20 protein-coding genes and 1 riboswitch are annotated in these 18767 nt (G+C 38.6%); of the genes, 9 read left to right on the forward strand and 11 right to left on the reverse strand.

Annotated features, from left to right (window positions below):
• Nucleotides 1-11: 11 nt before the first annotated feature.
• Genes IEX29_RS07825 through IEX29_RS07835 form a run of 3 tightly spaced genes read right to left on the reverse strand, consistent with a single transcriptional unit; the run spans nucleotide 12 to nucleotide 1724 of the window.
• Nucleotides 12-950 carry an aminoglycoside phosphotransferase family protein gene (locus IEX29_RS07825; protein WP_188733913.1) on the reverse strand — a complete coding sequence of 313 codons (939 nt, stop codon included), beginning with the start codon at nucleotides 948-950 and terminating at the stop codon, nucleotides 12-14.
• Nucleotides 951-982: 32 nt separating this feature from the next.
• Nucleotides 983-1540: a peptide deformylase gene (gene def, locus IEX29_RS07830; protein ID WP_188733914.1), complete on the reverse strand. Its 558-nt coding sequence runs from the start codon at nucleotides 1538-1540 to the stop codon at nucleotides 983-985.
• Nucleotides 1524-1724, reverse strand: coding sequence for a helix-turn-helix transcriptional regulator (locus IEX29_RS07835; protein WP_308423628.1), 201 nt, complete (start codon nucleotides 1722-1724; stop codon nucleotides 1524-1526). Before IEX29_RS07835 ends, def begins: the two co-directional genes overlap by 17 nt.
• Before the next feature lie 245 nt (nucleotides 1725-1969).
• Here IEX29_RS07835 and IEX29_RS07840 point away from each other — a divergent pair, with 245 nt between their 5' ends.
• The 7 genes from IEX29_RS07840 to IEX29_RS07870 all read left to right on the forward strand — a co-directional run bounded on the left by IEX29_RS07840 (nucleotide 1970) and on the right by IEX29_RS07870 (nucleotide 9467).
• Nucleotides 1970-3082: a YibE/F family protein gene (locus IEX29_RS07840; protein WP_444544097.1), complete on the forward strand. Its 1113-nt coding sequence runs from the start codon at nucleotides 1970-1972 to the stop codon at nucleotides 3080-3082.
• On the forward strand, nucleotides 3079-3861 hold the full coding sequence (locus tag IEX29_RS07845; protein ID WP_188733916.1) for a YibE/F family protein: 783 nt from the start codon (nucleotides 3079-3081) through the stop codon (nucleotides 3859-3861). The genes IEX29_RS07840 and IEX29_RS07845 overlap by 4 nt, the downstream gene beginning before the upstream one ends.
• Nucleotides 3862-4024: 163 nt before the next feature.
• Nucleotides 4025-4141: riboswitch (SAM riboswitch) on the forward strand.
• A gap of 168 nt (nucleotides 4142-4309) precedes the next feature.
• Entirely contained in the window at nucleotides 4310-5410 is a 1101-nt protein-coding gene (locus IEX29_RS07850; RefSeq protein WP_188733917.1) for an iron-containing alcohol dehydrogenase family protein, read from the forward strand.
• 23 nt (nucleotides 5411-5433) lie between these two features.
• On the forward strand, nucleotides 5434-6249 hold the full coding sequence (locus tag IEX29_RS07855) for a MetQ/NlpA family ABC transporter substrate-binding protein (protein ID WP_188733918.1): 816 nt from the start codon (nucleotides 5434-5436) through the stop codon (nucleotides 6247-6249).
• Between the two features lie 135 nt (nucleotides 6250-6384).
• Nucleotides 6385-7980, forward strand: coding sequence for a glutathione ABC transporter substrate-binding protein (locus IEX29_RS07860; protein ID WP_188733919.1), 1596 nt, complete (start codon nucleotides 6385-6387; stop codon nucleotides 7978-7980).
• Nucleotides 7981-8165: 185 nt separating this feature from the next.
• Complete coding sequence (locus IEX29_RS07865; protein WP_188733920.1) at nucleotides 8166-8591, forward strand: helix-turn-helix domain-containing protein; 426 nt, start codon at nucleotides 8166-8168, stop codon at nucleotides 8589-8591.
• Nucleotides 8592-8837: 246 nt separating this feature from the next.
• Nucleotides 8838-9467 (forward strand): lysoplasmalogenase, encoded by a 630-nt coding sequence (locus IEX29_RS07870; protein WP_229720133.1) that lies wholly within the window; start codon nucleotides 8838-8840, stop codon nucleotides 9465-9467.
• A 104-nt stretch (nucleotides 9468-9571) separates the two neighbouring features.
• Here the strand turns inward: IEX29_RS07870 and IEX29_RS07875 are convergent, their stop codons facing one another.
• The 8 genes from IEX29_RS07875 to IEX29_RS07910 form a co-directional block, all read right to left on the reverse strand.
• The gene (locus tag IEX29_RS07875) at nucleotides 9572-10129 is read right to left on the reverse strand and encodes an NADPH-dependent FMN reductase (RefSeq protein WP_188733922.1); all 558 of its coding nucleotides are present in this window, start codon (nucleotides 10127-10129) and stop codon (nucleotides 9572-9574) included.
• 395 nt (nucleotides 10130-10524) lie between these two features.
• Nucleotides 10525-11964 (reverse strand): RNA-guided endonuclease InsQ/TnpB family protein, encoded by a 1440-nt coding sequence (locus tag IEX29_RS07880; protein WP_188733923.1) that lies wholly within the window; start codon nucleotides 11962-11964, stop codon nucleotides 10525-10527.
• Nucleotides 11965-12232: 268 nt separating this feature from the next.
• The gene (locus IEX29_RS07885; RefSeq protein WP_188733924.1) at nucleotides 12233-12541 is read right to left on the reverse strand and encodes an MGMT family protein; all 309 of its coding nucleotides are present in this window, start codon (nucleotides 12539-12541) and stop codon (nucleotides 12233-12235) included.
• A 26-nt stretch (nucleotides 12542-12567) separates the two neighbouring features.
• Nucleotides 12568-13698, reverse strand: a complete 1131-nt coding sequence (gene alr, locus IEX29_RS07890) for an alanine racemase (RefSeq protein WP_188733925.1) — start codon at nucleotides 13696-13698, stop codon at nucleotides 12568-12570.
• 192 nt (nucleotides 13699-13890) lie between these two features.
• Nucleotides 13891-14595, reverse strand: coding sequence for a hypothetical protein (locus tag IEX29_RS07895; RefSeq protein WP_188733926.1), 705 nt, complete (start codon nucleotides 14593-14595; stop codon nucleotides 13891-13893).
• Nucleotides 14596-14852: 257 nt separating this feature from the next.
• Nucleotides 14853-15155: a hypothetical protein gene (locus tag IEX29_RS07900; protein ID WP_188733927.1), complete on the reverse strand. Its 303-nt coding sequence runs from the start codon at nucleotides 15153-15155 to the stop codon at nucleotides 14853-14855.
• 27 nt (nucleotides 15156-15182) lie between these two features.
• Nucleotides 15183-15593 carry a Spx/MgsR family RNA polymerase-binding regulatory protein gene (locus tag IEX29_RS07905; protein WP_188733928.1) on the reverse strand — a complete coding sequence of 137 codons (411 nt, stop codon included), beginning with the start codon at nucleotides 15591-15593 and terminating at the stop codon, nucleotides 15183-15185.
• Between the two features lie 126 nt (nucleotides 15594-15719).
• A complete protein-coding gene (locus tag IEX29_RS07910) occupies nucleotides 15720-16349 on the reverse strand; it encodes a TetR/AcrR family transcriptional regulator (protein WP_188733929.1) in 630 nt (209 codons plus the stop codon).
• A gap of 514 nt (nucleotides 16350-16863) precedes the next feature.
• On the opposite strand from IEX29_RS07910, the gene IEX29_RS07915 reads away from it, so the two are divergent.
• Nucleotides 16864-17973 carry an ABC transporter ATP-binding protein gene (locus IEX29_RS07915; protein ID WP_188733930.1) on the forward strand — a complete coding sequence of 370 codons (1110 nt, stop codon included), beginning with the start codon at nucleotides 16864-16866 and terminating at the stop codon, nucleotides 17971-17973.
• Nucleotides 17963-18766: an ABC transporter permease gene (locus tag IEX29_RS07920; RefSeq protein ID WP_147211754.1), complete on the forward strand. Its 804-nt coding sequence runs from the start codon at nucleotides 17963-17965 to the stop codon at nucleotides 18764-18766. Before IEX29_RS07915 ends, IEX29_RS07920 begins: the two co-directional genes overlap by 11 nt.
• The last annotated feature ends 1 nt before the right edge of the window (nucleotide 18767 follow it).

Consider the following 18767-nt stretch of genomic DNA (forward strand, 5'->3'; position numbering starts at 1 on the left):
GTCATAAATATTTACTTTTCATGCTCTGTTAATCCTTTCAAGTAACCAATAATTTCATCTTTATCCTTTGTGCTAACCTTTTCATATAACAGCTGCTCGATAAACTCCCAAATATCTTCAAGTCTTCTTTTTAATTGATAGAATGTGATAGCTTCTTCATTTATATGATAATTTTTATGATATTGCCTATAGACTTTCATAAATGTCATAAAATACGGCTCACTTGTCAAAAACATCATGTCTGCTTCAGCAGGTGCTAATTTCAAACCTTCCCAATCAATTAACAACAGGTTCTCTGCCTGCATTAAGTTCCAATGATGAAGGTCCGTATGACAAAGCACCCTGTTTAATGAGAATGATTTCAGCTTTGTTGAAAGTTCTTTTACGCTACTAATCCATTTGTTTATACGCTCCCGGTTCTCACGCAGAAATAAATGCAATTCTTCTGGAACATCTTCCTCTCTGTAATCGAGTACCTTTTCCAATTCTCTTATAAAGGGTACCTCAAAATCTTCTATTAGAGCCTCTGTTGGAAAAGGAATTTCCTCATCAAATGAATGAAGTACTGCAATTATATGTGCCAATTCTTCTGTCTGCCGCTCTGTTAAGTCCCATTCACCTATTGTTTGCCCATTAATAAAAGGATACAGTAAATAAATATTTTCCTCATCATCACATTTGTAGTTACCTTCCCTTGTCTGCATCGGAACTGGAATTCTGCCTTTTAAATTACTGTTCCGTTCTATCCACTCCACTATCGGAACATATTGATCAATCAATGCGGTTAATTTTGGTGTCGATGCCCTGCTCTTTTCATATACCTTTAAAAAATAAACTGCTTCATCTGCTTTTATCTCAAAGGCAAGCGATGCCCATCCGCCTTGTTTGGATTGTATTTGTATTGGATTGATATCATATTCTGTTTGTAACATTACGGTTAATGTATTCATTTTAAAACCTCTTTTCTCAGAATTCTGGCCCCCTATTGCAAATTCAAAAATGGTTTTTCTTTATCTATACGGTCAAAAAACATGATTCCATCCAGATGATCCATTTCGTGCTGAACCAGAATAGCGCTGTATCCTTTAAAGGTATAAGTATGTTTCTTTCCCTCTATATCAAAGGCCTGCACCTTTATTCTTTCATAACGCGGCACATGCCCGCGTATTTCTCTGTTTACAGATAAACATCCCTCTCCCTCCGGAAGATAGATGGTATTTGCGGAATGACTGATCAGCCTGGGATTAATCAGCTTTAATTCTATTCTTTCGTCCTTTTCCGTCTGGTAAAGGGCTGCAAACATTCTTTTATTAATACCCACTTGATTCGCCGAAAGCCCAGAGCCTGGCCTTAATTTATATTTCTTTGCCAGTTCCGGGTCCTGGCTGTTTCTTAAATAGGCCAGCATACACTCCAGTTCTGTTTTCGTTTCCTCAGTAACAGGCATATGCACTGGGTCCAGCTGTTTTTTTAAAATTGAAGCCCCTTCTTTTTTAATGTCTTTCATTGTAATACGGTACCCTTCATGAAATTTCGTCATAGATAAACACCTCCTCCAGATTTTTATCCAGTGCTCTGGATATTTTAAATGCCAGTGCTAAAGTGGGGTCATATTTATCATTTTCAACACAGTTAATTGTTTGTCTGGAAACATCGCAAAGAAGAGCCAGCTTTGCTTGGGTTATATTTGATTGCTTCCTTATTTTTTTGATGAAATTTTTCAATATCCAAGCTCCTTTTGTCAAAAGTATTTGACAAAATTATAACATTATCCCCTTCACAATGTCCAAACCTTTGGACATTGTGAAATACACTTTCTCTTTTGGTACATACTAAAATAACAAGGTTATGCATCTTCCCTTTGCTTTATACTGGAAAATTTTCCGGAGCTGTATGTATCTCCTTCTAATTAAAAGTGTTATCATAGTATATGTTTTCAGAAATACAAATAGGAAACCCTATTTTTGGAGTGATTACATTGAAAGCATGGTTAAAAAATCGGACAAAGACTCAAGTTATTACCGTCTGTTTATTACTGATCGGTTTTATAGCGTCTATGATTTTTATCAATAACAATTATGAATTATATGATAGAACAATTGTACAAATAACCGATGTGCAGGAAATAAACAGAGAAGACCAGGTGGATACACACGGAAACGAAGATGAGCATGTTACACAGCATATCGTTGGAGAAATAAAAAATGGGTCAGATAAAGGAAAATCAACTGAATTTGACAATGAATATATGCAATCCCTGGCATTGGATTACGAATTATCTGCCGGAGATGAGATTTTTCTGGCCCAGGATGGTAATGCAGCTGGTGACATCAAACGGGATAAATATTTTGTGTTTGCTGCATGGATATTTCTCGTTATATTATTAGCTGTCGGCAAGTCCAGAGGAGCTTTATCTGCACTGAGTCTGCTTGTCAATGCAGTTATCTTATCCGTTGCATTAGACATCTATATTCAGCATCCCAGTATCAGCTTGTCGCTCATCACCTTAATCAGCATTATTATTTTTACCGTGCTGTCATTACTGATGGCCACGGGATTCAATGAAAAAACCTATACAGCGATTCTTACGACACTTATTGCTACAGGGGTGTCCCTGATCATTGCTTATGCGGCTCTTCGTTTTACCGGAGAGCAAGGGCTCCGCTATGAAGAGATGGCTTTCTTAACCCGAAATCCGCAAACCATCTTTATGGCAGGACTGCTGATTGGTTCTTTGGGGGCTGTGATGGATATTGCTATTACTCTATCTGCCTCTATGTTTGAAATGTATGAGAAAAATAATCATATCAGCATAGAAACATTGAAAAAAGCCGGATATGAAATTGGCAAGGACATTATGGGCACAATGACAAATATTTTATTTTTTGCATATGTCAGCGGCTCGATTCCAATGCTGTTAATTTATTTTAAAAATGCAGCACCATTCGGTTTTACTGTATCCATGAACCTTTCCCTTGAATTAGCACGTGCTCTAGTCGGTGGGATTGGTATCGTTCTGACCATTCCTATTGCTGTATATATATCTATTTTCTTTATCCGCAGAAAGCAGGCGAAATTATGAATGTACTTATATTACTGGCAATCATATTATTTGCATTAATGACTTGGGTCGGCGGTATGAAGGGTGTACGCTCCTTTATTGCACTCTTTATTAACTTCCTCATTGTTCTGATGGCTGTCTTTGTCATGAATGACCCATCCGGAAACCCGATTATTATTGCGCTTATCGCATGTGGTTTTATCAGCGCAGTCAGTCTCTTTTTCATTAACCGGGTAAATAATAAAACAGTGCTTGCTTTTTTAGCGACTATTGTAACAATGGTTATCTTAATCTTTTTCATTATTATTTTGACCGAGCAGTCCATGATTTATGGTCTTGGAGAAGAGGAATCTGGTGAAATAACCACATTCAATGTGCATATCGGCCTTAATTTTGTACAAATTGCCACAGCAGTTATTATTATGAGCACGATTGGAGCAATTGTGGATACTGCTATTTCCATCACCTCTCCAATGCGTGAAATTTATGAGCAGAATCCGGATATTTCCAGAAAAAATCTATTTTTGGCCGGTATCCGTATTGGCAGAGATATCTTAGGAACAAATACCAATACACTGTTCTTTGCTTTTTTCGGCGGCTATATGGGATTGTTAATCTGGTTTAAGGATTTAGATTACACGATCGGAGATATAATAAATGCAAAGGTATTTAATGATGAATTGCTGACAATTTTTATTTCCGGTATTGGAATATCCATTGTTATTCCGGCTTCCGCTCTGATGAGTGCGTATTATTTGAAGAAAAAAAAGAAAGATATCGTATTAGAGGATAAAAAGTAGATAAAAGCGGATATAATCCGGTTGTAAAAAGCCTGCAATGATGCAGAACCATCGTTGCGGGCTTCTTTATATAGCTTAATTCCGGCAACAATTTAGTCCTACCCTTAAAGCCATTGACTTTTCATATATTTCATATTAAGATATAACAACAGTTACATAAGAACTCTTATTGAGAGTGGCGGAGGGACTGGCCCGACGAAGCCCGGCAACCTTTCTAGAATTCGTTCTAAAAAAGGTGCTAAATCCTGCAAAGTGCAATTTGTGCTTTGGAAAATAAGAGAGGACGTTTAGCGAATAAACTTTTTCAACCTCTCTAGAACAAATAGAGAGGTTTTTTATGTAGCACTTAAAGAGGATGTTCAAAAAAGACTAATAAACATAACACGGTGAATTTTTCCGTACTTTTTGAACGTTCATTTAAAGTTATTTTTAAAGGAGATATCTGATCATGCAAATAGCTACAGTGAAGGGGTCACCCGGCCATTATCAAATTGGTGAAGGTGCTTTGAAACACCTTGCAGAACACTTGAATGATCTGCATGTGGAACGAATTGCAGTTGTTGCCGGCAGAACTGCCTGGAAAAAGGCGAAGCCATATCTTCCGGCCACAATCACGGATAACATAAAAGAGAGGGATATACATTTTGCAGATGGGCATTGTACTGTCGAACGGACCAATCGTCTTGCAAAGATTTATCAGGAACAGCAGATCGACGCTGTCATTGGTATTGGCGGCGGAACAGCTCTGGATATAGCAAAAGCGTCAGCTATAAATGCACAAATAAAAAGCATCTTAATCCCAACCATTGCAGCTACCTGTGCAGCATGGACCCCGTTAAGTGTTTTTTATCAGGAAGACGGAGCGCATTCTCATTATACAGAATTTCCTGCAGCCAATACTCTGGTAGTTGTGGAGCCGGCAATTATAGCGGAGGCCCCTGTAAAATATTTAAAAGCAGGGATTGGAGATACGCTGGCAAAATTCTACGAAGCCCGCTCTTTAGTAGAAGCCTTCTATCCTGCAGGCATACTTCCAGTCTGGCTGCAAATCTCTCAATTCGCAGCCCGTTCCTGTAAAGATATTTTGCTGGCTGACAGTGAAGCAGCAATTAAAGCTTGTGAAAATAATCAGGTAACAGATGCACTCATTCGTGTTATCGAAGCTATTATCGCAACAGGCGGTATGGTTGGAGGCTTTGGAGGGAAAGCTGGACGTATTGCCGGTGCACATTCCATTCATAACGGTTTAACAGCAGCACCGCAAATCGCCGATTCCCTTCATGGCGAAATCGTATCCTATGGTATTTTGGCTCAGCTTGTCATAGAACAGGATACAGAAGAGCTCCAAAAGCTCTTGAATTATTATGAAGCGTGGGGATTCCCGACAAGCTTAGCAGATTTCTCCATACGGACAGATGATCAGGATCTGTTGGATGCTATTGCGAAGAAAGTTACCCGTGAAGAGGAATCTATTCATTTGATGAAAGAAGAAATCAATGCAGATAAAGTGATTAGTGCATTCTTACAGCTTGAAGACTATTCAAAATAAAAATGAAAGTAGGAAAATCCATCATGAAGAAATATTTACTTAGTATTACAGCTCTATTACTCGTTTTCCTTGCTGCCTGCGGCGGAGATGACGAAAGCGGCAGTGGATCAGACTTGCTTGAGGATGGTGTACTGAAAGTTGGTGTCACAGCCGGCCCGCATGAAGAAATCGTTGAAAAAATAGCTGAAATTGCGGCTGAAGATGATTTGGAAATTGAACCAGTTGTTTTTAGTGATTATGTCATGCCGAATGTTTCATTGGATGAGGGTGATATTGATATCAGCAGCTTCCAAACAGAGCCTTTTATGGACTCGATGGTTGAAGAAAGAGGCTTAGATATTGTGAAAGTAGCAGATACTGTAACTTTCCCGATGGGGGTTTATTCCGAATCTGTTGATTCGCTTGAGGATATTCCAGATGGTGCAACATTAGGTCTTCCTGGAGATCCTACCAACAGCGGACGGGCTTTATTGTTATTTGAACAAGCTGGACTTATCACATTAGAAGAAGGCTTGGGCGTGAACGCAACAGTAAATGATGTTGTTGAAAACCCTAAAAATCTTGAGCTGCTTGAATTAGATTCTGCGCAAATTCCAAGGCAGCTTGGTGAAGTAGATGCAGCAGCAATTAATTCCAATTTTGCAATTGAAGCTGACCTTTCGCCTAAAGATGATTCTATCTTTATCGAGCAGGACTCTACCTTTGTTAACTTAATTGCAGCTCGTACAGAAAATAAGGATGATGAAGTAGTTCAGCAATTTATTGATCTTTACCACACAGATGAAGTGAAAGAATTTATTGAAGAAAACTTCAACGGCTCTGTCGTTCCAGGCTGGTAAAATCAAATAATTCAAGTAATCTGAAGCCTGATTATACGAGATAATCAGGCTTTAAATCATAAATATTTTCATTTGCTATTGTAATTTATTTTATTCAATTTTAAAAAGTATAACGTAAAAAAGGAGCAACACCTCATGAAAATACAGAAAAAAATATATGCGCTCGCATTTATAGCACTTTTGAGCTTAGTTCTTGCTGCTTGTGCTAACGAACCAGATAACAATGAATCCGGCAGCAATGATTCAACAGAAGGAACAAAAGGCGGCGATTTAACTATTACCACTCCAGCAGATGCTGTATCACTTGATCCCGCCGCTTCCAATGACACGCCGTCCAGTGATGTACAGCGAAATATTTTTGAAACACTTGTTACTCAGGATGAAAATATGGAGGTCCAGCCTTTGCTTGCAGAGGAATGGGAACAAATCGACGATACTACATGGGAATTTAAGCTGCGTCAGGATGTCAAATTCCATGACGGCTCTGATTTTAATGCAGACGTTGTGAAAGCAAATATTGACCGTACGCTTGATCCGGAAGTAGGATCTCCGCGCGCAATTATGTACAATATGATTTCTGAAGTTGAAGTAGTCGATGATTATACTGTTCATTTTAAAACAGAATATCCTTTTGCTGCATTACCGGCTCATCTTGCCCATCCAGGCGGGGTTATGATTTCAAAGGACCAGATTGACGAAGACTATGCAGCTATGGAAGCTGGAGAAGATGCAGGAAGTGTGATCAGTGTGAATCCGCAGGGAACCGGTCCTTTCAAATACGATGAATGGCAGCCAGGTCAATACGTACGCTTAGTAAATAATGAAGACTACTGGGGTGAGCCGGCATTGCTGGATTCGGTAACCTTCAAAGTAGTTACGGAGGATCTAACCCGTATTGCAGAGTTAGAGACAGGTGACTCTCAGGTCGCAAACTCCTTAAGCCCGTCTGATGTAGCTCAAATTGAAGGTTCTGATCATCTATCCGTTCAGGCTCAGGACAGTCTGGCACTATCTTATTTAGGCTTTAATATGGAGAAGGAACCGTTTGATGATGTGCGAGTCCGCCAGGCAATTGCTAAAGCAATTGATAAAGAAGAAATTCTTTCCGGTATTTATGATAATGTCGGGATCCCTGCACATACACCAATTGCCCCTAGTGTGTTTGGTTACAGTGAGGATGTAAAGGACCATGAATATAATGTGGAAGAAGCTAAAGAATTACTGGCTGAAGCAGGACTGGAGGATGGATTCTCCACAACGATTTGGACAAACGATGATCGTCAGCGCATTGATACAGCAACAAATATTCAGGCGCAGCTGAAGGAAATTGGTATTAATGCAGAAGTAAGGACTGTCGAATGGGGCTCTATGCTTGAACAGACTGCTAACGGTGAGCACGATATGTTTGTCTTTGGCTGGACAACTGTTACCGGCGATGCAGATAATGGCTTATATCCTTTATTCCATTCAGATAATCTAGGTGAAGCTGGCAATAGAACTTTTACAGTTGATCCGGAGCTCGATGATTTATTAGACCGGGCCCGTCAGGAAGGCGATCCGGACAAACGATTAGAGCTGTACCGTCAAACACAGGAATTACTGGCTGAAATTACGCCAATGGTTTATATTCACCATCAGCAATATTTATTAGGTGTTGATGACAGCGTAAAAGGATTGACTCAATCACCGACACAGCTGTTAAATTTAAAAGAAGTTTCTATCGAACAATAAAAGCATCTCCCCTTGTCCAATACATTAAAGGTTGGCAAAGGGAGTTCTTTTTATTTCAAATAGAAAAAAGAGCATTAATATACCTCTGACTTGGATGCTACTAATTGATGACACCTTGCCACATCCCGGTTCTTTTCATTATAGTCATAACTGGGCTATGATAATATCAGGAGGTGTATCATCTCATGGCAGCTTTTCATGAAAAACTAAAAAGAGAAAGAATGAAGCATCATATTTCACAGGAGCAGCTTGCTGAAAAGTTAAATATTAGCAGACAGTCCATTTCCAAATGGGAAAGAAAAGCCGGCTATCCGAATGTAGAAATGTTAATTGAAATAAGCAATCTATTTGATATTTCTATCGATGAACTATTAAAAGAAGACGAACATTTGCAAGAAAAAATCATAAAAGACAGTAAACAGCTCGCCTATCCGAAATTAAAAATTTTCTTTACCGTTCTTGTCTTATTTGGAATCCTCTTCACGATTACAGGAATTGTTATAGCATTTAGTTTCGCATTTGCAAACGGCATCTTCATAGCTATAAATGCTTTTATTCTCTTAATTATCGCCGTAATTTGTTTGTATTTTGTTTCGAATAAATACAAATAACATACAGCCATATGAAGCCTGTATGTTTTCAAAATTCATGAAAGATTTTTTCAATTATTTACTTCCATACGGGGCCGTGTCTCTTCAATTATTGAAATATTTCTATAAAAAAGGAATTCTGTTTATATATCTAGAATTTGTTATATAAGCATTTTTTTACTATGATTAGACTAAACTTATCTGAAGATTCTCATCCTGATAATTGAAGGGAATGTATTCAATTTGATGCTCTATCGTCTACCCATATTGATTCTGACTACAGGAATTGTCTATATATTTATTTCACCATCAGAACCATTAGCATTCAGTATTTTCTTTAAAGTCATTCCAATGGTGCTGATTCTGATCTATGCTTTTGAGCAATCCCTGCCAAAACGAAAGGCTGTACATTATTGGATCATTGGAGGTATTGTATTTTGCCTGATCGGGGATGCAACACTGCACTGGTTTTTAATCGGTCTGGCTGCATTTTTTATTGGCCATGTATTCTATTCAATTGGATTTTTAAAGCAATGGCGTTTTTCTTTACCGCGAAGTCTTGTTGCAATACCACTCATTCTTTTTGCTCTCTGGGTTGGCTATCAGCTCGTGAGCCATCTTCAGGCAGATGGGCAAAATGTGCTTATCATACCTGTTATCGCTTATATTGGAATCATTATGCTTATGGCCTTCACAGCAGTAATGACGGGGAACCGCTGGGCTATTCTGGGCAGCATCCTGTTTATCATTTCCGACAGCATACTTGCCTGGAATATGTTCATATCCAGTTTTACAGCTGCAAATGAAGTTATTATGCTTACTTATTATAGTGCACAGTTCCTCATTGCCCATAGCTTGTTTACCCTTGATTCCAAACACAAAGGAGTTGCCTGGTAACAGCTCATGAGAAGAATATGCCTATAAGTACGCAAAAAATCCTTTTGCGAAAACGTCATTCGTAAAAGGATTTTTATTACAGCATAGCATTCTAAAGCCTCACTTTATATAAATGGCGTTATCTCTGGATGCTTCTGCAGGATATCAACATAATGAATAAGATCATCTGATAATTTATTTAAACGATCAATAACATTCTGGTTCGTAATTATATAATTTGTATAATCCTTTTCTTCAACAAATACATATTTCGGAATTACCCAAGCGTGCATATAGTGAAGAATTGGCTTTAAGTGCTGTTCCGGAACCAGATAGTGCTTCGTTGTACCTGCAGTTGCTACAATTGCAACCATTTTATTCCGAAAAGCATCGACCGGAAGCAAATCAAAAATATTCTTTAATGTTCCTGGAATAGACGCTTGAAAAACAGGCATGCCAATCAGGATTCCATCAGCCTGCATCATTTTTTCCAATAAGATTTTCGTATCGCCTGTATAATCTTTATAAGGACGCCCGTCACTGAACACCACATCATATTCCTTTAAATCTAACAGCTCTATTTCTACTTCCGTATGCTCTTTTTCCATATATTTCAATGCCTGTTCCACTGCGACTCTTGTTTTTGAGCCAACCGTCGAACCAGAGATACCAACTATTCTCATGGAGCATCCTCCTATATTATGAATTTATTTCTTTTTGTCCAGGAATGTTTATCTGATTCTTAATCAGTCTATGCAGACACAAGGATGTATATTTACTCTGTTTGCCTAAATAGACTTCTTTATAACCCTGGCCTTCTATGTTACCCAAACCATATGGTTACAAAAGAACATAAACACACAGGAATGAAAATGCTCTTTAAAAGCAGTTATTTACCTGTATTATACCTAGTTGACAAATGAATACTCCCGCCACTTAATTTTTATCAAAATTTGAAGTGGGGGTTTCTGGGGTGTCGACTTTCAAGATGACGATTAACCTCCAGTGGAGTTGACACATCGGTGTGCTGAAAACACCCAACCCCGCTATCCCATTGGTCCTGCCTTTGGGACTACTTTTATCTTACAACCAAAGTTACCGGTCTTCGTAAAGCCTCGATATTGGAAAAGTTGCGATGAAACGCATCTTTGAAAACTTTTCGCATAATATTTGCAGCGCCATTTACATCTGCATTGATGCGCTCCCTGTTTTTCGAAAGGTAAAGCCCACGTTTGATGCGTTTCCCTGAAAATACAGCGTTTTTATTCTTCTGACCATAAACCGGGATGTCATCGTTATCCAAAAAGCTAGCTTTTGACGTATAAGATTCTTCTGTCAACACCACGGTTATCCCATGCTCCTCTGCTTTGTATTTGATCATTTGAATAAGCAGGCTGTGCGGAAGGCTTGTAAAGGATTGGTTATTTCTTTTCCCCATAGCGGCGTGTTGTTTCCATGCTTTATTCTGACCGATAATGAGAGTATCAATATTCTCTTCCAAGGCGATTTTCACGATTTGAAAACTGGCTTTATGAAAGAGATCTTTGATTTGAAGAAATCGATGATGACTGATTTTCTCCAAACGGTTGGATGTAAAGGTACCCTCTTTGACTTGTTTTCCTTGTCGAAGGATTCCCGTATAATAAGCTTTTAGCTGGTTAAAGCGTTGATTGACGGATTTGACGTTTTTGCCCTTCACTAAGACGGCTCTTTTGCCAGTATTCGTGACGATGGTTGCAAGATTATCCATCCCTAAATCAACAGCTAAAAGACGGTTTTTGGATTCTTTCTTCTCTACTTCTATAGGAACCTGAAAAACTAACTCTACAACATAATGACTATACTTTGGAACCACCCGAACCTGCTTCAGTTTCCCTTCTGAATAACCTAATTTCCCAATGTTCAAACGCAATTTTGTTTTAGGGAACTTCAAGAATTTCTTGTCTTTTACCACACAATCCTGGTTGGAGAAGATGATTTCCTTTTCTTTGGAACGACAATATCCTGGTATGTTAGGACGTGTTTTCCATTTTGTGGGATTCTTTTTATACTCCCGCAAATTGCCATAAAAGGCTTTCCAGTTTTGAAAAACTGTTCTCATGATGCCTTGACTCGATTGGATCGGCAGGGATTGATAATCGATCTGTTTCATCGATTTAAACAAGGCATTCAAAAAAGGATAAGAAATATATGGTTTATCCTTAGAGGGCATCTCAAATAAATGACATTTGATTTCCTTTTGTTCTGACTTGGCTTTTTCCTGTTCTTTTGTACTCCTTCGTCGGTAAGCCTGCAGCTGGTTCGCATTGATTGCAGGCAAATGGGTTTGGAGACTTTCCAATACTTCTTTTTGTAACGGCTGCAGTTCCTTTTCTTGTTTAAGACCTGTAAAAACCTGCCGAATGTAAAAGTTGGTTGTGTTATGCATATTCTTTGCGTTTTGGCACATATTTTGAAAATACGGATGCATCCGGTGACTTTTTTTCACCCAAATTTGCATGGTTTGATAAGCAGCCATTTCATTTCCACCTCCCTTACAGAACGTTTGTTCCTATTATTCCATCATATCATAGGAAGGGGAAAAATACCACTATTCTGAAAGTGGATAACAACTTTTTTAGACTGTTCATGGTATACTTATGCTATTAGATATTTCTTTGGATTTTCTTAACAGCTAAATGGATGAAGTATTAAAACCGCCAATTCACCTCCCACCTAAAATCCGATGGTATTTTTGAGGAAGGAGTCCTTTTGGCTGAAATGATAGAAATACAGTTAGATGCTTATCAGTCTGGAATCCATTGGTATTCTTTTAAATTCACACGCCCGGAAGAACTTACCAGTATATCTTCCTCCTCCAAACGGGTGCGCTGCTCCCAATTTGCCTCTTCATTCGGAATTGCCAGCTGGCCTTTTGCATTGATTACACGATGCCAGGGCAGGTTATACTTCCTGCTCATAGAATGCAATACCCGGACAACCTGTCTTGCTCCTCTAGGATTGCCGGCTTCTTTTGCTATTTGGCCATAAGTCATGATCTTTCCTGATGGTATTTGCTGTATTATTTTGATAACTTCTTGTGTAAAAGGCGTCATCCTTTTATCATTCCTATTCCAATTTTTTATTTCACATATTTTCGCGGCACACGTTTTCCAATCAAGCAAACTGTTTCATAATGAATGGTTTGCATTTGTTTTGCTACAACATCCAGAGAAATATATCCTTCGCTTGGCTCCCCAAAAATGGTGACAATATCATTCTCATGAACATCATCTACATTCGAAACATCCACCATTGTCTGATCCATACAGATGCGCCCGACAATCAGACATTCCACCCCACGAAGGGTAACATGTCCCTGATTAGATAATAAACGTGATAATCCATCTGCATACCCGATTGGTAAGGTAGCAATCTTTACTTCTTCCTTTGTTGTATAGGTTCTGCCATAGCTGATAGATTGTCCAGCCGGAACAGATTTAATAAGGACAGGCTTTGTTTTCAAACTCATCACCTGCTTCAGCGGAAGAATTTCCTTTAAATGCGGCTCCGGATAAAGACCATACAGGCTTACTCCTACACGAACCATATCCAGGTGCATTTCCGGATATGCAATCGTCCCGGCGCTGTTACAGCAATGCTTAACAGGAATCTTATACCCCTTCGTTTCTACTGCCTGATAAATTTGTTGAAAGCTTTCAAATTGCTGATTCGTATAGTCACTCGAATCCCCATTATCCGCCTCCGCAAAATGGGTAAAGATTCCCTCCACTTCTATTTCTTCCTGATCTAAGGCCTGGCATAATTCCAATGCTTCTTCTGCTGAACGGATACCAATACGCGTCATTCCTGTATCCACTTTGATATGAACTTTCGCCTTTTTTCCTAAGGATCTTGCTGCCTGACAAATTGCTGCTATTGTTTCCTTCGAATAGACTGTCAGGGTTAAATCCTGCTCTATTGCTTTATGGACTGCATAATCCGGTGTATAGCCCAATAATAATAACGGCGCGGTAATTCCTGCTTCCCTCAAGGCCAGTCCTTCATCTAAGAAAGCAACCCCGAGCCAGTCTGCCCCATTAGCTAATGCCTCTTCAGCAATTGCTACAGCTCCATGACCATATCCATCCGCCTTCACAACAGCCATAAAATGTGCTTCTTTACGAATATGCTGTTTAAATTGTTTTACATTAAAGGCTAGAGCCTGCAGAGATACTTCCGCCCAGGTATCTCGAAAACTTGTTGTTTTCATATTTTTCCCACCTTATTTGTCGTCATTACTTCTATATTTAATTTCTATGTTTCAGTGCACAATGTATCAATCTGATTTTATCACTTTCATTCTTAAAGAGAAATTATGCCGCTCAAAAGGGACATGAAGCAGCATAATTGTTTAATCGCGTATGTATCCATTAAAGAAGTGAGCTGCTTCATATGAAACAGCTCACTTCTTTAATGTTTCTTTGGATGATTTTGTATCTTCCCGATGAACAACGTTCCACTTACCGCCAAACAATTGTATACTTTTTTCTATCTTCTTTATCACTTCATCTGCTCTCTCATAGATGATTCCACGTAAATCATGGACCTGACGCATCAATTTCTCAAGCCATGCCTCCTGTGTGTCGATTCTTTCATGGAGCAGTGTGAGTTCTTCTTCCCTTTGTCCCGTCTGATTATATATTTCTTCTAATTTATTTCCCTGTTCCTCCACTTTTTTCGATATTATCTCATTTATATCCTCCATTTTTTCAAGTTTAACATGAATAGATGCCTGATTATTCTTAATATCGCCCGTCTCAGTCTCTGCCTTCTTTTGAATAGCAAGAACCTGTGCAAGCTGCCCGCTTTCATTCTTTGAATTCTCATCAAGCAGATCTAATCGATCTAATACCTTTTCTTGCACCTGCTGATGACTCTTTCTATTTTTGTCCATTTCTTTTAATCTTTTCGCAATGCGTTCCAGCTGCTGATTTTTTGCAAAAACATCCCGCTGTAGCTGCTGCAATACTTCTGTAGATTCCCTCTGCATTTCCAGCTGTTTTTGTTCTCTCTCATTTGCATGGGCATAAATAAACGTTTCCTGATTAGACGAAGCACCCTTTATATCGTCTGCATAAATACGTTTTTGCCGATTCAGATATACCATTTCCATCACCTCTAAAATCAGCTTATGCACAAAGAAAAAAATAGGACGAATTTTGGTTATTCGCCTAATATTATATGATTTAGCAATTAAAAAACCTAAGTGACATCTCATTCACTCAGGTTTTCCTTCATAATTTATATTATTGAAAGTGAATAAAGCCACACAAGCTCTGAGGAAGATGAGCTAAGGCTTTGGGCGCAGAAGAATCAGCCCGAAGGAAGTTTCTTGTAAAACTTCGAGCTGTTCATTATATGCCCTTAATCCCGATGGGTGGTACTATGTGTTCGAGCTTTAAAGGCATCGATAAACTGTTCTGGTGAAGATTTTATAATGTAGGCATACACCCCTTTAAGAGTGTGTAAATAAAGCATTCCTTTTTTCTTGTTTCCGGTAAGACGATATGAAATATCCATCACAGTCTCAATTGGAAATTCCCGGTATCGTGTGACAATCTTATCTTCATAAAGATACATATAACGTTGCTCTTCCGTATCCTTCTGTTCTAATACGCTTACTTGACGGACTACTTTAACATACGGTTGTTTGGCAATAAATTGCATTGTCTCCTCCGTTAGTTTTTCATTTTATCAGCTTTCTGCAACACGTAAATGGTTTTTTCTCCATTGCAGCCATTGATTTTCTCTCGTTTTCCGCGGTAAAAACTGGCGGATATCCTCTTCATGATAACCCACCTGTAATCTTTTCGCATCTACCATAATCGGGCTGCGTAAAAGACGGGGATATTCCTGAATAATTTCTAATAATTCCTGCAGTGGCAATGCTTCAATATCAAGGTCCAAATCTTTATAAATTTTAGAGCGTGTTGAAATAATCTCATCGGTTCCTTCTACGGTCATACGGAGGATATTTTGTAATTCATTAACTGTCAGAGGTTCTCTGATTACATTACGTTCTGTATATTCAATTCCATTTTTCGTAAACCATTGTTTTGCTTTCCTAGTTGATGAACATGCTGCACCATAAATTGTTACCGTCATTAATCATACCCCATTTTTATATAGTTTCTTTTCTTAATTAAGTTAATAGAAGGCTTGGTATCCATTATAAAGAGTTTGCGATTACCCGCCTTGTTAAAACTGTTGCATTTATTCAAATGGAACAGTTTATACCCGCTTATTTGCCTTTGACAAACCTTTGCTTAGCAGGTCCATTTCAATACGAAAATTTTCTATAGCTTCTTCATGAGAAAGATTTCTGGATAGCTGATCCACCATATTTCGAAATGTGACAGACGTTAAAATCTGCATAACATGGAAGAACTCTTGTTTATTATCAATGTTCAATTTTTTGAAGTCAACCAGATCCTTTACTTGATTCACTGCATCTATCTCAGACTGCTTCCCTAAGAATAACTCCGTAAATGAATCTTCAATTTCATGTGTGACATTCAGTACGGCATTTTTCAAGAACTGTAAATGCTCCTCTTCAGACAGCTCGATAAGCATCGTCCGAAAAACCTGATCCATAGACGCCATCAGGTCTCCATCCTTTTCCTGCAGCAGCTTTAGAAAATATGCCCGGCGTTTATCTGTATGAAGCTTTAATAAATAATAAAAAGCATCTTCTTTACCATTAAAATATTGGTAAAAACTTCCTCTTGAAACACCTGCATGCTTTACAATGTTCGCAATGGAGGCTTGTGGTAACGGAGCTCTTGCAAATTCTTTTTCTGCTGCTTGCAATAATTTAGCCCTTTTTGAGTCGTTCAAATTAAAAAATGTAGATGTAGGCATATTCTTGCTCCTCCATAAGCTCATGTGACACAATGTCATGTACTCTAATTCTATATTAAGTGACACAGTGTCATAAGTCAATTTATTTCATGACATCGTGTCACTTTTTTTATAAAATGTGACTATTGTATGTCAAGCAAGCATCAGGTCCTCTATCTTTCATAAGTATTTACTGTTTATCTTTCCTATAAACCATTTATAAAAAATAAACATCGAATTTATTCTTACATCCTAACGGCCGACTTGATATTTATATTCCCTAGTTATACGATTTCATAACCTTAAAAATCGAACAAAATATGAGAATTTCTAAAATTTAATTGATTATTTCTCTTCCGATATCATTATCAGCTTTTCCCTTCAAAATAATACCTTAAAAAAATTGATTTCAAATGATATATTTTCGTGTATAATTATTTCGAATCTGATAAGAATGATAGCACTCCTTATGCTCACACGTGAATATATGCAAAGGATTTTTTATTAGATATCTATATGTAAAAAGGAGTCTGAAATGGCAAAAAAACCAATTATTCAATTCAATCATGTGATGAAACAATTTGACGATGATGCCCCCGTTTTGGATCACGTCAGTTTTGAAATAGAAAAAGGAAAGTTTTATACTTTGCTCGGACCTTCAGGATGCGGGAAAACGACGATTCTCCGTTTAATCGCCGGATTTACAGAAGCGACTTCAGGCGATATTCTTTTTGAAGGAAAAAAAATTAATCATGTGCCAGCTAATAAGCGTCCAATTAATACCGTTTTTCAAGACTACGCCCTATTTCCACATCTTAATGTATATGAAAATGTTGCTTTTGGGTTACGGATTAAAAAGGTTAAAAAAGCAGATATGGATGCCAAAGTTAAAGAAGCACTCAGCTTTGTAAATTTAAAAGGCTATGAAAACCGGGAGATCGCCGGTATGTCGGGCGGCCAAAAGCAGCGTGTAGCGATTGCCCGCGCCATTGTCAATGAGCCGGCTATTATCCTGCTGGATGAACCGCTCTCTGCACTGGACTTAAAGCTCCGTTATCAAATGCAATATGAATTAAGGGAGCTGCAGAGACGCCTCGGGATTACCTTTATTTTCGTGACGCATGACCAGGAGGAAGCTCTAGCCATGTCGGATGAAATCTTTGTATTAAACAAAGGGAAAATTCAGCAAAGCGGCACGCCTAACGATATTTATGATGAGCCGATTAACCGGTTTGTTGCGGATTTTATTGGTGAATCAAATATCATTCGGGCAACGATGATTAAGGACTTTCTGGTCGAATTTGCCGGCAAGCAATTTGAATGCGTAGACCAGGGAATGGACCCGAATGAAGCTGTTGAAATCGTCATCCGGCCGGAGGATATGGAAATTACCTCCGTAGAACAGGGAAGCATCCTCGTTACGGTTCAGGCCCAATTATTCCGTGGCGTGCACTATGAAATTACTTGTATGGATGATGCACAAAACACATGGCTTGTTCAGTCAACGAAAAAAGTAAATATTGGTGAGAAAATCGGTCTTCGTTTCACACCTGAGGACATTCATGTTATGCGGTTAAATGAATCAGAGGAGGACTTCGACCGCCGCCTCGATGCCTATGGTGAGGATGAGAACAATGCAAAATAAAACCTTCCGTAACTTGTTTATGCTCCCATATGCACTGTGGATTATTATATTTGTTATTGCACCGATTCTTTTGGTTGTTTACTTTTCATTTTTTGATATTAATGGAAATTTCTCTTTAACCAATTATAAAAACTTTTTTACTGCAACTTATTTGCAAATGACCTTAAACTCGTTCTGGTATGCTTTTTTGATAACCGTCATTTCGCTGCTCATAGCATATCCGACAGCCTATATTTTGACGCGTACCAAGCATAAACAGCTATGGCTTCTGCTCATTATTGTTCCTTCCTGGATCAATTTATTATTAAAAGCCTATGCCTTCATTGGAATTTTTGGCACGCATGGAGCTGCCAATCGATTTTTAGAGTGGGCCGGCATTGGATCCAGACAGCTTCTATTTACCGATTTCAGCTTTGTATTTGTTGCGGTGTATATTTTTATTCCGTTTATGATTTTACCTATTTTTAATGCCCTGGATAAATTAAATCCCAGCCTGCTTTATGCAGCAAGTGATTTGGGAGCATCTAAATGGACAACATTCCGGAGAGTTATTTTCCCGTTGACATTGGACGGTGTCAAATCAGGCTGCCAGGTTGTTTTTATTCCGGCATTGTCCCTGTTTATGCTGACACGGCTTATCGCCGGAAACCGGGTAATTACGCTGGGGACAGCGATTGAGCAGCAGTTTCTCGTGACACAGAACTGGGGCATGGGCGCAACTATCGCTGTATTTTTAATTATTATCATGGTCGGCTTTATGGCGCTGACTTCGATCAGAAGGAGAGGTGTGTAAT

Origin of the sequence: Oceanobacillus neutriphilus, from assembly GCF_014645515.1 — a bacterium.
Classification (GTDB): Bacteria; Bacillota; Bacilli; order Bacillales; family Amphibacillaceae; genus Oceanobacillus; species Oceanobacillus neutriphilus.

Bases quoted from the DNA above. Each gene is read 5' to 3' on its own strand.
- IEX29_RS07825 (WP_188733913.1), bottom strand. From the start codon at position 950: ATGAATACATTAACCGTAATGTTACAAACAGAATATGATATCAATCCA.
- def (WP_188733914.1), bottom strand. From the start codon at position 1,540: ATGACGAAATTTCATGAAGGGTACCGTATTACAATGAAAGACATTAAA.
- IEX29_RS07845 (WP_188733916.1), top strand. From the start codon at position 3,079: ATGAATGTACTTATATTACTGGCAATCATATTATTTGCATTAATGACT.
- IEX29_RS07850 (WP_188733917.1), top strand. From the start codon at position 4,310: ATGCAAATAGCTACAGTGAAGGGGTCACCCGGCCATTATCAAATTGGT.
- IEX29_RS07855 (WP_188733918.1), top strand. From the start codon at position 5,434: ATGAAGAAATATTTACTTAGTATTACAGCTCTATTACTCGTTTTCCTT.
- IEX29_RS07860 (WP_188733919.1), top strand. From the start codon at position 6,385: ATGAAAATACAGAAAAAAATATATGCGCTCGCATTTATAGCACTTTTG.
- IEX29_RS07865 (WP_188733920.1), top strand. From the start codon at position 8,166: ATGGCAGCTTTTCATGAAAAACTAAAAAGAGAAAGAATGAAGCATCAT.
- IEX29_RS07875 (WP_188733922.1), bottom strand. From the start codon at position 10,129: ATGAGAATAGTTGGTATCTCTGGTTCGACGGTTGGCTCAAAAACAAGA.
- IEX29_RS07880 (WP_188733923.1), bottom strand. From the start codon at position 11,964: ATGGCTGCTTATCAAACCATGCAAATTTGGGTGAAAAAAAGTCACCGG.
- IEX29_RS07885 (WP_188733924.1), bottom strand. From the start codon at position 12,541: ATGACGCCTTTTACACAAGAAGTTATCAAAATAATACAGCAAATACCA.
- alr (WP_188733925.1), bottom strand. From the start codon at position 13,698: ATGAAAACAACAAGTTTTCGAGATACCTGGGCGGAAGTATCTCTGCAG.
- IEX29_RS07895 (WP_188733926.1), bottom strand. From the start codon at position 14,595: ATGGTATATCTGAATCGGCAAAAACGTATTTATGCAGACGATATAAAG.
- IEX29_RS07900 (WP_188733927.1), bottom strand. From the start codon at position 15,155: ATGCAATTTATTGCCAAACAACCGTATGTTAAAGTAGTCCGTCAAGTA.
- IEX29_RS07905 (WP_188733928.1), bottom strand. From the start codon at position 15,593: ATGACGGTAACAATTTATGGTGCAGCATGTTCATCAACTAGGAAAGCA.
- IEX29_RS07910 (WP_188733929.1), bottom strand. From the start codon at position 16,349: ATGCCTACATCTACATTTTTTAATTTGAACGACTCAAAAAGGGCTAAA.
- IEX29_RS07915 (WP_188733930.1), top strand. From the start codon at position 16,864: ATGGCAAAAAAACCAATTATTCAATTCAATCATGTGATGAAACAATTT.
- IEX29_RS07920 (WP_147211754.1), top strand. From the start codon at position 17,963: ATGCAAAATAAAACCTTCCGTAACTTGTTTATGCTCCCATATGCACTG.